Below are 12,887 nucleotides of genomic sequence, written 5' to 3' on the forward strand. Positions count from 1 at the left end.
GCAATCGATACTGAAATGACTAGGCACACATGACATTGCCGTTGCTCGGGCCGATGAGCCTGTCGGGTTTCGAACACAAATGGTTCTTTCTCTTCCTGCTCGCGGTGTTGGGGCTCGTCGTCCTCTACATCGTGGTGCAGCGGGCGCGTAAACAGCGGATCCTGCGATTCGCCAATATGGAACTGCTGGAGCGGGTTGCACCCAAGCAGCCCAGCCGGTGGCGCCATCTACCCGCCATCCTGCTCGTCGCCGCGTTGACCCTGCTGACCGTCGCGATGGCCGGACCGACCAATGACGTACGGATCCCGCGTAACCGGGCCGTCGTCATGCTCGTCATCGACGTCTCGCAGTCCATGCGGGCCACCGACGTGGCGCCCAGCCGGCTCGTCGCCGCCCAGGAGGCGGCCAAGCAGTTCGCCGATCAGCTGACGCCCGGTATCAACCTCGGCCTCATCGCCTATGCAGGTACCGCCACGGTCCTGGTGTCCCCGACGACCAATCGGGAGGCCACCAAGAACGGGATCGACAAGCTGCAGCTGGCCGATCGGACCGCCACCGGCGAGGGCATCTTCACCGCCCTGCAGGCCATCGCCACCGTCGGCGCAGTGATCGGCGGCGGTGACGAGCCCCCGCCGGCGCGCATCGTGCTGATGTCCGACGGCAAGGAGACGGTGCCGTCGAATCCGGACAATCCCAAGGGCGCCTATACCGCCGCGCGCACCGCCAAGGACCAGGGTGTGCCGATCTCGACGGTGTCCTTCGGCACGCCGTACGGGTATGTCGAGATCAACGAACAGCGGCAACCGGTGCCGGTCGATGACGAGATGCTGGCCAAGATCGCCGAACTCTCCGGGGGCGAGGCCTTCACCGCCTCCAGCCTAGAACAGCTCAAGGCGGTGTTCAGCTCGCTGCAGGAGCAGATCGGGTACGAGACCATGAAGGGCGATGCCAGTGTCGGCTGGCTGCGTCTGGGTGCACTGGTGCTCGCGCTGGCGGCGCTGGCGGCGCTGCTGATCAACCGCCGCCTGCCCGGCTAGTAACGGGCGGTGCCGGCCGCCAGCGGCGGGTACTCGCCCGAGCGGCGACCATCGACAGTTGCGCCGGCGAACTGCAGCGCGGCCAGCAGCTCGGGTTCCACCGCCGGTCGCAGACCGGGATCGGACACCGAGTCCAGCCGCTGCAGCTGTCCCTGCGTCAGCTCGATATCGAGCCCTGCCAGGTTGGTCTGCAGATGGTCGAGTCGACGTGCGCCGAGGATCGGCACGACGGTCCCGGGGCGGGCGCGCAGCCAGGCGAGTGCGACGGCGGCCGATGTGGTCTCCAGCTCTTCGGCGACCTCGCCGACCGCCTCGATGACGTCGAACTCGCCCTCGGTCGGACCGCCGACAAAGGCGGCACGCGCCGAGTCGTGCACCTGCGCCCCGCGGCGGTACTTACCGGACAGGAAGCCGTTCTGCAGGGGGCTCCACGGCACCAGCGCCAGGCCCTGGTCGAGTGCGAGCGGCGCCACCTCGGCCTCGACCCCGCGGTTGAGCAGCGAGTAGCCGATCTGCAGCGCCACCAGTGGCGTCCAGCCCTGCAACAGTGCCAGCGTCTGGGCTTGGGCGGTCACCCAGGCCGGGATGTTGGAGAACCCCAGGTACCGGATCTTGCCCGCGCGGACGAGGTCGTCGAGGGTGCGCATGGTCTCCTCGATCGGGGTGTGCCGGTCCCAGTTGTGCAACCAGTACAGGTCGATGTGGTCGGTGCGCAGCCGGCGCAGGCTCTCCTCGAGCTGGGCGATGATCGAGCGTCGGCCTGCGCCGCCGCCGTTTGGGTCGCCGGGGAACATGTTGGTGAAGAACTTGGTGGCCAGAATGACACGATCACGCCGGTTCGGGTGAGCGGCGAAGTAGTCACCGAGGATCTTCTCGGAGTGTCCGTTGGTATAGAAATTGGCGGTGTCGATGACGTTGCCACCGTGCTCGAGGTAGCTGGAGATGATCGTCCTGGCCTCGTCGGGGCTGCAGCCGGCGCCGCCGGCATCTTCGCCGAAGGTCATGGCGCCCAACGCGAATGGGCTGACGCGCAGGCCGGAACGGCCGAGGGTGACGTAATGGTCGAGCGACATCGAGATCTCCTTGATCGGGCTGGTGGTTACTCGTTTCATGCAACCGTGCGGCCCGGTCCAGCGGTAGACCGATCCGATCTGATTCCTGCCTGATCCACGCAACCATGGCGGTATCGGGCAGTTCGTGATTCTCTGAGCACATGACCGCCGGGCACATGACCACCGGGCACATGACCACCGAGCACATGACCACCGAGCACATGACAGCGGAGAGCACCACCGCGGCCATGCTGTCCGAACTGCGCCGGCTGGTGGACACCCATGCGGCGACGTCGATGACCACGACGATCGACGGTCTGTTGCTCTCCCGGGTCGACACATCGGAGCCGGAGTACTCCCTGACCGAACCGTTGCTCGTGGTCATGGTGCAAGGCGCCAAGCGGCTCCTGCTCGGTGACCGGATGTTCGAGTACCGCGACGGCGACATGCTCGTGGTGGCCGCCGAAATGCCGGTGAGCGGGCACTTCGTCGGAGCCGATGCCGCCACACCGGCACTCGGTGTCGGGCTCGTCCTGCGCCCGGCCGCAATCGCCGAACTGCTGCTCGCCGCTGGCGGCCGACTCCATCCGGCAAATGTCCGCGGGCCGGCGGGCCCGGCCATGGCCAGCGGGCCGGCCGAACCCGCGCTGCTCGACGCGGTGCTGCGGCTGACCCGGTTGGTGGAGCATCCCGACGATGCCGCTGTGCTTGCCCCGCTCGTCGAACGAGAGATCCTGTGGCGACTGCTCACCGGTCCGCACGGGGCACTGGTGGCCCGTATCGGCACCACCGGCGGGGTCTCGGCACATATCAACCGGACCATCCGCTGGATCCGCGACAACTATGCCGAGCCGCTGCGGATCGCCGATCTCGCGGCATTGGCCGGAATGAGTCCCTCGTCTTTTCACCGGCACTTCCGTGCCGCCGCGGCGATGAGCCCGCTGCAGTTCCAGAAGCAGATCAGGCTCCAGCAGGCACGGGCGTTGCTGGCGGCCGATGCCGGCGATGTCGCCGGAGTCGGACACCTGGTGGGCTACGACAGCCCCACCCAGTTCAGCCGGGAATACCGTCGGATGTTCGGTGCGCCACCACGACGGGATGCGGCCCGGGGGAGTGCGCCGGCCCCGCCGCTGCCGTGATCGGCCGTGATCGGCCACGGTGATGCGATTTCGGGACTGTGCAAGTCAGGCACTAAGTTGGCCTACATGAGTGAGAGCGCTGCTACCGAAGCGACCCCGGTCGGCCGTCCCCCATTCGTCTCCCGCTCGGTGCTGGTCACCGGTGGTAACCGCGGTATCGGTCTGGCCATCGCCCAGCGGCTGGCCGCCGACGGCCACAAGGTGGCCGTCACCCACCGCGGATCCGGTGCCCCCGAGGGGTTGTTCGGGGTGGTCTGTGACGTGACCGACAACGACGCGATCGACCGGGCGTTCAAGGAGGTCGAGGAGCATCAGGGGCCCGTCGAGGTGCTGGTGTCCAACGCCGGTATCTCCAAGGACGCGTTCCTGATGCGGATGACCGAGGAGCGTTTCACCGAGGTCATCAACGCCAACCTGACCGGCGCGTTCCGGGTCACCCAGCGTGCGTCGCGCAGCATGCAGCGCAATCGTTTCGGCCGCATCATCTACATCGGCTCGGTGTCGGGCATGTGGGGCATCGGCAATCAGGCCAACTACGCGGCCGCCAAGGCCGGCCTGATCGGGATGGCGCGGTCGATCTCGCGTGAGCTGTCCAAGGCCGGCGTGACCGCCAATGTCGTCGCCCCGGGCTATATCGACACCGAGATGACCCGCGCGCTCGACGAGCGCATCCAGGCCGGGGCATTGGAGTTCATTCCCGCCAAGCGAGTCGGCACCGCCGCCGACGTCGCCGGCGCGGTCAGCTTCCTGGCGTCCGAGGACGCGGGATACATCGCCGGCGCGGTCATCCCCGTCGACGGCGGTATGGGAATGGGTCACTAGACCTACCGCCGCGGCAGCGCCACGAGAAAGGAAACCAGGACATGTCAGGACTTCTGCACGGTAAGCGCATCCTCGTCACGGGGATCATCACCGACAGTTCGATCGCGTTCCACATCGCCAAGCAGGCCCAGGAGGCCGGCGCCGAGCTGGTGCTCACCGGGTTCGACCGGATGAAGCTGATCCAGCGCATCGCCGACCGGCTGCCCAATCCGGCACCGCTGCTGGAACTCGATGTGCAGAACAGCGAGCACCTCGATTCGCTGGCCGGCCGGATCACCGAGGTGATCGGCGAGGGCAACAAGCTCGACGGTGTGGTGCACTCGATCGGTTTCATGCCGCAGACCGGGATGGGCGTCAACCCGTTCTTCGACGCGCCCTACGAGGATGTCGCCAAGGGCATCCACATCTCGGCCTACTCGTACGCCTCGCTGGCCAAGGCCACCCTGCCCGTCATGAACAGCGGCGGCAGCATCGTCGGCATGGACTTCGACCCGACGCGCGCGATGCCCGCCTACAACTGGATGACGGTCGCCAAGAGCGCCCTGGAATCGGTCAACCGGTTCGTCGCGCGAGAAGCGGGACCGTTCGGTGTCCGCTCGAATCTTGTTGCCGCAGGCCCGATCCGCACGCTGGCGATGAGCGCCATCGTCGGTGGTGCGCTCGGTGCCGAGGCCGGTGACCAGATGCGCCTGCTCGAAGAGGGCTGGGACCAGCGCGCTCCCGTCGGCTGGAACATGAAAGACCCGACCCCGGTGGCCAAGACCGTCTGTGCCCTGCTCTCGGACTGGCTGCCCGCGACCACCGGCACCATCATCTACGCCGACGGCGGCGCCAGCACCCAGCTGCTGTAGGAAGGCGTGCAACCCCATGCACTTTGACGCGCTGCTGCTGCTGTCCTTCGGTGGGCCCGAGGGACACGATCAGGTGATGCCGTTCCTGGAGAACGTCACCCGCGGTCGCGGGATCCCGCCCGAGCGGCTGGCGGCGGTCGCCGAGCACTACCACCACTTCGGTGGTGTCTCGCCGATCAACGGCATCAATCGGGCGCTCATCGAGCAGATCGAGGGCGTGCTCGCCGACCGGGGCCGCGATCTGCCGGTGTACTTCGGCAACCGCAACTGGGAGCCGTTCGTCGAAGACACCGTTACTGCGATGCGCGACAACGGCGTTCGCCGGGCCGCGGTGTTCTCGACGTCGGCATGGGGCGGCTACTCGGGATGTGCGCAGTACCAGGAGGACATTGCCCGGGCCCGATCCGCGGTCCCCGATGATGGCCGCGGTCCGGCACCCGAACTGGTGAAACTGCGCCAGTACTTCGATCATCCGCTGTTCGTGGCGATGTTCGCCGACGCCATCGCCGACGCCGCCGGGACCCTGCCCGCCGAGCGGCGTGCGGGGGCGCGACTGGTGTTCACCGCACATTCCATCCCGTTACGGGCGGCCAACCGGTGCGGCCAGGACCTCTACGAGCGGCAGGTGGGCTACGCGTCTCGGCTGGTGGCGGCCGCGGCCGGTTATGCCGATTTCGATCTGGTCTGGCAGTCCCGGTCGGGCCCGCCGCAGGTGCCGTGGCTGGAACCCGACGTCGGGGATCATCTCGAGGCGCTCGTCGAGCGTGGGGTCGACGCGGTGATCGTCTGCCCGATCGGTTTCGTCGCCGACCACATCGAGGTCATCTGGGATCTGGACAGTGAACTGGCCGAGCAGGCCGACGCCGCGGGCGTGGCACTGGCCAGGGCGACCACTCCCAACGCACAGCGCCGTTTCGCCGAACTGGTGGTCGGCCTGATCGACGAGCTCCAGTCGGAGCAGGCTCCGGCCAGAGTCGTTGGACCGCAACCGGTTCCCGGCTACGGAAACAGTCTCAACGGGAACTTCTGTACCCCTGCGTGCGTCCCGGCGCCCGCGCAGGCGGGTCGTCCCGGCTCGGGTCCGGCCACCCGCTGAGCGGTACCGGGCCGGCGATCAGCGCCGCCAGGCCGAGTAGAGGATCGCGCTGATCGCTGCCAGCCTGGCCGTGCGCACCACCGAGGCCAACGGCCGCAGGGTGTCCGAGGCGATCTGAACCTCCGAGCTGGTCTGCAGCCCGATCGGGATCAGGCCGGAACTCGCCGTGATGATGGCGTCGATATGTGCCGCGTTCTCCAGCACCCGCAGCGCCCGCTCGGGGGTGTGATCGGGCAACCGGTGCAAACGTGTCGCCTCCAGTAACTGCTCGACCATGCCACGCGGATCGTCGATGTCGGCGACGCCGATACCGGCACTCAACGCGCTCAGGGCGTCGGCCGCCGAGCGTACCGAAGACCGCAGCGTGTACTCGGCCTCGCCGAGATCGTGATGCTCGAGCACGACGGGTCCGGGCACGGAGTAGAGCGTCCACGCCAGTGACACCGGATCGGGTTCGTAATCGGGATCGTCGATGTCCTCGTAGGCGTATTCGGGCACCATCCCCACCAACCGGCCGGGATGCGTGCCGACGATCATCGCCTCGCCCATCGTCACCGCATCACGCTGGAACTGGGTGTCCGGCGGAAGGCCGCGCACATCGCCGGGCACCGGCAGCACCAACGCCACCGCGGGGGCACCGGCGGCCGGTCCGGCTGCGGTGCGCATGCTCTGCAGCAGCGACATGGTGCCGGAATGATTCAGGTCCGGCCACGGAAGCCCGGTGGTGCCGGCCGCGACCGAATCGTAGGCCGTAACGGAATGCTTTGGCGCCCATTGTGATAACGCGTCGAGGACATCGTCGGGGGCGGCGACACCCGCAAGCCAGGCGTTGACCCATACCGTCAGCGAAGCACTCGGGCACCACATAGTTTCCGCAGTGTAGTTGTCGCCTGCCGGAACGGCCGGATTCGCTAGGCTGGGAACATGCCTGCATGGATCTGGCTGGTCGCGGCCCTGGGACTGGCAGGAGCAGAAGCCCTCACCGGTGACATGTTCCTGCTCATGCTCAGTGGCGGTGCGCTGGCCGCGGCCGGGGCGAGCTTCGTGTTCGACTGGCCGATCTGGGCCGACGGCGCGGTGTTCCTCGTCGTCTCGGTGCTGCTGCTGGCGCTGGTGCGCCCGGCGCTCAAGCGCCGGATGCTGTCCGGGGTGGGCCTGCCGGATCCGGCGAAGGCCTTGGAGGGTCGCGCCGCACTGGTGCTCGCCCCGGTCTCTCGGGATGCCGGCCAGGTCAAGCTGGACGGCGAGGTGTGGACGGCGCGTCCGCTCAACGACAACGATGTGTTCGAAAGCGGGGACCAGGTGACCGTCGTGCACATCGACGGTGCCACCGCGGTGGTCTCCAAGATCTAGACCGCAACACCCGGTCCGGGCCGCCACGTCGTCTGGACCGAAGAGTCGAACCCGGAGGGGGATCTGATGGACGGTGCGATTACCGGATTGGTACTACTGGCGGTGCTGGTGATCTTCGCGGTGATCATCGTCGCCAAATCGGTGGCTCTGATCCCACAGGCGGAGGCGGCGGTCATCGAACGCCTCGGCCGTTACAGCAAGACGGTGTCGGGTCAGCTCACGCTGCTGCTGCCGTTCGTCGACAAGATCAGGGCCCGGGTCGATCTTCGCGAGCGGGTGGTGTCCTTCCCGCCGCAGCCGGTGATCACCGAGGACAACCTGACCGTCAACATCGACACCGTCGTCTACTTCCAGGTCACCGACCCTGCCAAGGCGGTCTACCAGATCAGCAATTACATCGTCGGCGTCGAGCAGCTGGCCACCACCACGCTGCGCAACGTCGTCGGCGGGATGACCCTGGAGCAGACGCTGACCTCGCGTGATTCGATCAACGGGCAGTTGCGCGGGGTGCTCGACGAGGCGACCGGCCGCTGGGGTCTGCGCGTGGCCCGCGTCGAGTTGCGCAGCATCGATCCGCCGCCGTCGATCCAGGACTCGATGGAAAAGCAGATGCGTGCCGATCGCGAGAAGCGCGCCATGATCCTCACCGCAGAGGGCAGCCGCGAGGCGGCCATCAAGGCCGCGGAGGGCCAGAAGCAGGCACAGATCCTGGCGGCCGAGGGCGCCAAACAGGCCGCGATCCTGGCCGCCGAGGCCGACCGACAATCCCGGATGCTGCGCGCGCAGGGTGAGCGCGCCGCGGCCTACCTACAGGCGCAGGGGCAGGCCAAGGCCATCGAGAAGACCTTCGCGGCGATCAAGAAGGGCCGCCCCACCCCGGAGATGCTGGCCTACCAGTACCTGCAGACGTTGCCGCAGATGGCGAAGGGGGAGGCCAACAAGGTGTGGCTGGTGCCCAGCGATTTCGGCTCCGCGCTGCAGGGATTCACCAAGATGCTCGGCGCGCCCGGTGAGGACGGCGTGTTCCGCTATACCCCCTCGCCGGTGGATGACGGCCCGACGAAGTCCGACGAGGAGGAGGCCGAGGAGGTCGCCGACTGGTTCTCCACCGAGACCGATCCGGCCATCGCCCAGGCGGTCGCCAAGGCCGAGGCCGAGGCGCGCAATCCGGTGCCGCCGCTGGGCGCGCCGACGCCGTCGCCGGCACTCGGCGGACCCGCGGGGGCCGTCGGTTCGCAACCACCGCAGCAGGACGGCGCCCATCGCGCGCCATGACCACACCCCGAGCCGGTAGTTGACGCCCGCGTACAATTTTTGCTGCTTGAGGACCGCGTGCGTGGTCTAATGGCATATTGACTGGTTGCTGACGACAGAGCTGGCCCCGTGCCGGTCAGAGGACGAAATGGCGGCGCTATGACGAGAGTGTGCGTACCGGGCGCACTGGGTGCATGCCTGCTGTCCGGGGCACTGCTCATCGGTGGTCCGGCCGCCATCGCGTTGGCCGACGACGGTCCCTCCGGCGGCGGGACGGGAGGAACGTCCTCGGTGGGCTCGGGTGGTTCCACCGGAACCGCGCCGACGCCCGGTACACGCACCCAGACCGATTTCGGCTCGACGGTGCGGGATTCGATCCGTGACACCCTCCGCGATGTCCGCAACACCCTCGGCACGCTGGGTTCGCCCAATACCCGGCCGCAGCCGGCAATCGGCACCCCGGGCACCGACATCGAGCAGCAGAACGAGCTGATCCTGCATCCCGGCGATCCCGACGCAACCACCGACGCGACCCCCGATGTCACCCCTGAGGTCGCCATCGGGATCGTGGCGCCGACCGTCGCAGCGCCCGATACCGTCGCCGCAGCGGTCCCACCGGTCACCTCGGCGCCGCAGCCCACCAACGATCCCGAACCGGCGCCCGCCCCGTCGGCCGGTAACACGCCGCGATCCGGCGCACCGGAGACCAAGACCTCGACCCCCGCCCGTCCGCTCCCGTTCGCCAAGGTGCCCGATGCGATCGCGACCTTCGGCAACACGATGACCACCGTGCTGGGCTCCACCCACGACACGGTGGCGGCGGTACCGGCGCTGCTGGCCCTGTTGCCGACGTCGAAGGACCCCATCGCCGATGTCATCTCCACCATGGAATCCATGCTGGGCTCGGTGAACACCTCGGTCAGCGCCATCATCGCGCTACCCGCCGACCTCAGCGCGCTGATGGGCGTGCCCGTCGTCATGAGTCCGGACGCCCCGCTGACGGCCACGCCGCGGTCGGTCCGGATGGCGCCCTCGACCGACCTGTCCGACATGATGCTGGCGCCCGTGCAGGCCGCCGATCCCGCCGGGACACTACTCAGCGAGATGCCTGCGCAACCGTCGCTGCTCTCATCGCCGACGACCGTCGCCCTGCGAACGGCCGCCCCCGCTGTCCCGATTCCCGTCGGACTGCGCGGTATCGCCACCTCTTCGGCGCCGGACTCGTTCCTCGACCGGGCGGTCAGCGAGGTACTGCTTCCGCTGTCACTGGCCGCGCTCGCGGCGGTGGCGCTGCCCGGCGTGGGCGGACTGCTGGTGATCCTCGGACTCGGCATCCGCATCGGGTACCGGCAGGCAAAGGCGGGATGGGCCGTCCACGTGGCCGGCTTCGGACGTTTCGCCGGGGCAGGACCGCTCGGTGTGGTCCGGTCCGGTTCGATGGTCGCGCTACACATCCCGCGCGGCATCAGGAACAAGGCGGCGGGCGGAAGCCCCGCGGTGGTGCGGTTCCTGGACCGCTCCGACAAGGCGGCCTGACTCAGCCGTTCTGCGCGGTGCTGTTCTCGGCGGTGCTGCCCTCCACGGCAGGCTGTCGATCGCCATCGTGATGGTGACGATGCGCCCGGATCTCGTAGACCAGACCGGCGATGCCGATGGCGGCGGTGCAGGCCGAGACCAGGAACAGCAGCGGGCTGATGTTGCCGGTCAGGGCGTCGCCGAGGATCACCACGGCGGCTGTCCCCGGGATCACACCGACCAGTGTGGCGACCGCATAGGGCAGCAGCCGGACCGCGGACGCGCCGGCGGCGTAGTTGAGCACCGCGAACGGCACAGCCGGGATCATCCGCATCGACAGCACCGTCACCCAGCCCCGTTCGCGCAGGCGGGCATCGAGGGTGTCCACCCGCGGATGGCTCACCAGCCGGCTGAGCTGCCAACCGGCCGCGCGCACCAGCACGACGGCGATCACGGCGCTCACGGTGCTGGCCACCACCGCGAGCCCGATACCGAGCAACGGTCCGAACAACAAACCCGCCGACAGGGTGAATGCGGTTCGGGGAAAAGGGAAGACCGTCATCACGGTGTGGGCGGCGAAGAACACCAGGGGAAACCACGGGCCGGCCGCGGTGGCCCATTCCCGCATCTGTATCGCGGTCGGCAGCGGCACCAACAGTGCCACTGCGACGAGAATCACAATCGTGGCGGCGATGCCGAGGACGCGCCGGCGCGGCAGTTGGGCCGCGGTGCCCGTCACCGTGGCTGCGACGGTGCGCAGCGTGCTGACGACGGGTTTCACGTGTTCCAACCCTACGGGGCGCGGCGCAGGGACGGTGCACACCACGGTTGGCGATCCGGCGGGGGAGCCCGCCCACTGCACGAAGGGGTGGTAACGATCATTTAGCCTCATGAGGAGTTCACCCGCCCCACACTGCGAAAACAGGAGTCACATGTCCTCGAGCGTGATGGAATCGGACCGCGAGCGCTGGCGCTCCGGGGTGGCGGCCGTGCTGGCGAAAAGCCTGCGCCGCGAGGTGGCCGACCTGCCCGAGGAGCCCGAGCGGCTGCTCGACTCGCCCACCTACGAGGGCTTCCCGGTGCGGCCCCTCTACACGAGTCTCGACGGACATTCCGAACCCGCACTTCCGGGTCAGTGGCCATTCGTCCGTGGCGGTGACGCCCGCCGCGATGTGCTCAGTGGATGGAAGGTAGCCGAGGAGTTTCCGGCCGGGCACGGCTCCGCGGCCGACGCCAACAACGCCGCGCTGCTGGCACTGACCGAGGGCACCAGCGCACTGGTGCTCAAGGTGGGGGCCCATGGCGTGGCCGCCGAGGAGTTCGCCCAGCTGGTACAGGGCATCTACCTGGATCTGGTTCCGGTGGTCCTCGACGCCGGAGCCAATTACGCGGATGCCGCCGCCGCGCTGCTCCCGCTGTTGGCCGACTTCGACGACGACCAGAATTCGCGACTGTCGGTGGATCTGGGTGCCGACCCGTTGACCGCGCCGCTGAGCGGCCGGGCCGCCCCGGAGCTCGCCGATGTGGTGACGGTGGCGGCCGGGATCGCCGGCAGGCAGGGTATCCGGGCGATCACGGTGGATGGTCCCGCGCTGCACAATCTCGGTGCCAGCGCCGTGTGGGAGCTGGCCGCCGTGGTGGCCGCGGGTGTCGAGTATCTGCGGGCGCTCGTCGCCGCGGGCCTCAGCCCGGCACAGGCCCTCGGACAGATCAGCCTCCGGCTGGCGGCCGATGACGATCAGTTCACGACCATCGCCAAGATGCGCGCGGTGCGCCGGTTGTGGGCACGGGTCGCCGAGGTGATCGGCGCCCCCGAGGCAGGCGCGGTCACCGTGCATGCGGTGACCTCGGCGCCGATGATGAGCCAGCGCGACCCCTGGGTGAACATGTTGCGCACCACGCTTGCGGCTTTCGGCGCCGGCGTCGGCGGCGCCGACACCGTGCTGGTGCAGCCCTTCGACGCCGCGATCCCCGGCGGGCTGCCGGGAACGGCGACGAGCTTCACCCGGCGGATGGCGCGTAACACCCAACTGCTTCTGCTCGAAGAATCGCACCTGGGCAAGGTGCTCGACCCGGGTGCGGGCTCCTGGTTCATCGAGGACCTGACCGTGCAGCTGGCCGAACACGCCTGGGCGCACTTCCAGGATCTGGAGAGCCGCGGCGGGCTTACCGCCGCGCGCGATCACCTCGACGCGCAGATCGCCACCGTGCGCGGGCAGCGCGCCGCGGACATCGCGCACCGCCGGACCTCGCTGACCGGCGTGAACGAGTTTCCCAACCTCGCCGAGAAGCCGCTACCGGCAGGGTCGCGCGCCGCGGAATCCGCCCGGATCTACCGCTACGCCGCGGAATTCGAGGCCCTGCGCGACCGGTCCGATGCCTATCTGGCCGAGCACGGGACCCGCCCGCAGGCCGTCCTGCTACCGCTGGGTCCGTTGGCCGAGCACAACATCCGCACGACCTTCGCGGCCAACCTGCTGGCCTCCGGTGGCATCGAGACGGTCAACCCGGGCACCGTGGATCCGGCCGGTGTGGCCGCCGCGGTCGGCACGCACACCGTGGCCGTCATCTGCGGTACCGACGCCCGCTACGGCGCCGAGGTCTCCGATATCGCGGCGGCCGCGCGCGCGGCCGGGATCACGCACCTGTACCTGGCCGGACCGGAGAAATCGGTCGCCGAGGCGACCGCCAAGCCCGACGAGTACCTCACCGCCAAGATCAACGCCGTCGAGGCTCTCTCGACCCTGCTCACCCGATTGGGAGCGTGA

At 68.7% G+C, this 12,887-nt stretch carries 12 protein-coding genes; 9 read left to right on the forward strand and 3 right to left on the reverse strand.

From position 1 onward, the window contains the following. Nucleotides 1-29 precede the first annotated feature (29 nt). Nucleotides 30-1,037, forward strand: a complete 1,008-nt coding sequence (locus tag FBY28_RS24940; protein WP_141869827.1) for a VWA domain-containing protein — start codon at nucleotides 30-32, stop codon at nucleotides 1,035-1,037. Here FBY28_RS24940 and FBY28_RS24945 read toward each other — a convergent pair. Then, entirely contained in the window at nucleotides 1,034-2,149 is a 1,116-nt protein-coding gene (locus FBY28_RS24945; protein WP_216847938.1) for an aldo/keto reductase, read from the reverse strand. The two genes, FBY28_RS24940 and FBY28_RS24945, sit on opposite strands and share 4 nt — an antisense overlap. Before the next feature lie 101 nt (nucleotides 2,150-2,250). Here FBY28_RS24945 and FBY28_RS24950 point away from each other — a divergent pair, with 101 nt between their 5' ends. From FBY28_RS24950 to FBY28_RS24965, 4 genes are all read left to right on the forward strand, one after another. Beyond that, entirely contained in the window at nucleotides 2,251-3,228 is a 978-nt protein-coding gene (locus tag FBY28_RS24950) for an AraC family transcriptional regulator (RefSeq protein ID WP_216847939.1), read from the forward strand. Nucleotides 3,229-3,294: 66 nt separating this feature from the next. Continuing rightward, a complete protein-coding gene (fabG1, locus tag FBY28_RS24955) occupies nucleotides 3,295-4,050 on the forward strand; it encodes a 3-oxoacyl-ACP reductase FabG1 (protein ID WP_023985731.1) in 756 nt (251 codons plus the stop codon). A 41-nt stretch (nucleotides 4,051-4,091) separates the two neighbouring features. Continuing rightward, nucleotides 4,092-4,901, forward strand: coding sequence for an NADH-dependent enoyl-ACP reductase InhA (gene inhA, locus FBY28_RS24960; protein ID WP_141869828.1), 810 nt, complete (start codon nucleotides 4,092-4,094; stop codon nucleotides 4,899-4,901). A gap of 16 nt (nucleotides 4,902-4,917) precedes the next feature. Further along, nucleotides 4,918-5,997, forward strand: coding sequence for a ferrochelatase (locus FBY28_RS24965; protein ID WP_141869829.1), 1,080 nt, complete (start codon nucleotides 4,918-4,920; stop codon nucleotides 5,995-5,997). 18 nt (nucleotides 5,998-6,015) lie between these two features. On the opposite strand, the gene FBY28_RS24970 is transcribed toward FBY28_RS24965, so the two are convergent. Continuing rightward, nucleotides 6,016-6,864, reverse strand: coding sequence for an Rv1486c family protein (locus FBY28_RS24970; protein WP_141869830.1), 849 nt, complete (start codon nucleotides 6,862-6,864; stop codon nucleotides 6,016-6,018). A 57-nt stretch (nucleotides 6,865-6,921) separates the two neighbouring features. Here FBY28_RS24970 and FBY28_RS24975 point away from each other — a divergent pair, with 57 nt between their 5' ends. From FBY28_RS24975 to FBY28_RS24985, 3 genes are all read left to right on the forward strand, one after another. Then, nucleotides 6,922-7,350 carry an NfeD family protein gene (locus FBY28_RS24975; protein ID WP_019513151.1) on the forward strand — a complete coding sequence of 143 codons (429 nt, stop codon included), beginning with the start codon at nucleotides 6,922-6,924 and terminating at the stop codon, nucleotides 7,348-7,350. A 66-nt stretch (nucleotides 7,351-7,416) separates the two neighbouring features. Next, entirely contained in the window at nucleotides 7,417-8,625 is a 1,209-nt protein-coding gene (locus tag FBY28_RS24980; protein ID WP_141869831.1) for an SPFH domain-containing protein, read from the forward strand. Nucleotides 8,626-8,763: 138 nt separating this feature from the next. Beyond that, nucleotides 8,764-10,140 (forward strand): hypothetical protein, encoded by a 1,377-nt coding sequence (locus FBY28_RS24985; RefSeq protein WP_141869832.1) that lies wholly within the window; start codon nucleotides 8,764-8,766, stop codon nucleotides 10,138-10,140. Between the two features lies 1 nt (nucleotide 10,141). Here FBY28_RS24985 and FBY28_RS24990 read toward each other — a convergent pair whose 3' ends face one another. Then, entirely contained in the window at nucleotides 10,142-10,900 is a 759-nt protein-coding gene (locus tag FBY28_RS24990) for a TVP38/TMEM64 family protein (RefSeq protein ID WP_216847940.1), read from the reverse strand. A 151-nt stretch (nucleotides 10,901-11,051) separates the two neighbouring features. Between FBY28_RS24990 and mutA the strand changes: the two genes are divergently transcribed. Continuing rightward, complete coding sequence (gene mutA / locus FBY28_RS24995) at nucleotides 11,052-12,887, forward strand: methylmalonyl-CoA mutase small subunit (protein ID WP_141869833.1); 1,836 nt, start codon at nucleotides 11,052-11,054, stop codon at nucleotides 12,885-12,887.

This window comes from Arthrobacter sp. SLBN-53 (assembly GCF_006715585.1).
Classification (GTDB): Bacteria; Actinomycetota; Actinomycetes; order Mycobacteriales; family Mycobacteriaceae; genus Mycobacterium; species Mycobacterium neoaurum_A.

Excerpts from the sequence above, each read along its gene's own strand:
- mutA (WP_141869833.1), top strand. The coding sequence starts at position 11,052 with ATGTCCTCGAGCGTGATGGAATCGGACCGCGAGCGCTGGCGCTCCGGG.
- fabG1 (WP_023985731.1), top strand. The coding sequence starts at position 3,295 with ATGAGTGAGAGCGCTGCTACCGAAGCGACCCCGGTCGGCCGTCCCCCA.
- inhA (WP_141869828.1), top strand. The coding sequence starts at position 4,092 with ATGTCAGGACTTCTGCACGGTAAGCGCATCCTCGTCACGGGGATCATC.
- FBY28_RS24970 (WP_141869830.1), bottom strand. The coding sequence starts at position 6,864 with ATGTGGTGCCCGAGTGCTTCGCTGACGGTATGGGTCAACGCCTGGCTT.
- FBY28_RS24965 (WP_141869829.1), top strand. The coding sequence starts at position 4,918 with ATGCACTTTGACGCGCTGCTGCTGCTGTCCTTCGGTGGGCCCGAGGGA.
- FBY28_RS24980 (WP_141869831.1), top strand. The coding sequence starts at position 7,417 with ATGGACGGTGCGATTACCGGATTGGTACTACTGGCGGTGCTGGTGATC.
- FBY28_RS24950 (WP_216847939.1), top strand. The coding sequence starts at position 2,251 with ATGACCGCCGGGCACATGACCACCGGGCACATGACCACCGAGCACATG.
- FBY28_RS24985 (WP_141869832.1), top strand. The coding sequence starts at position 8,764 with ATGACGAGAGTGTGCGTACCGGGCGCACTGGGTGCATGCCTGCTGTCC.
- FBY28_RS24945 (WP_216847938.1), bottom strand. The coding sequence starts at position 2,149 with ATGAAACGAGTAACCACCAGCCCGATCAAGGAGATCTCGATGTCGCTC.
- FBY28_RS24975 (WP_019513151.1), top strand. The coding sequence starts at position 6,922 with ATGCCTGCATGGATCTGGCTGGTCGCGGCCCTGGGACTGGCAGGAGCA.
- FBY28_RS24940 (WP_141869827.1), top strand. The coding sequence starts at position 30 with ATGACATTGCCGTTGCTCGGGCCGATGAGCCTGTCGGGTTTCGAACAC.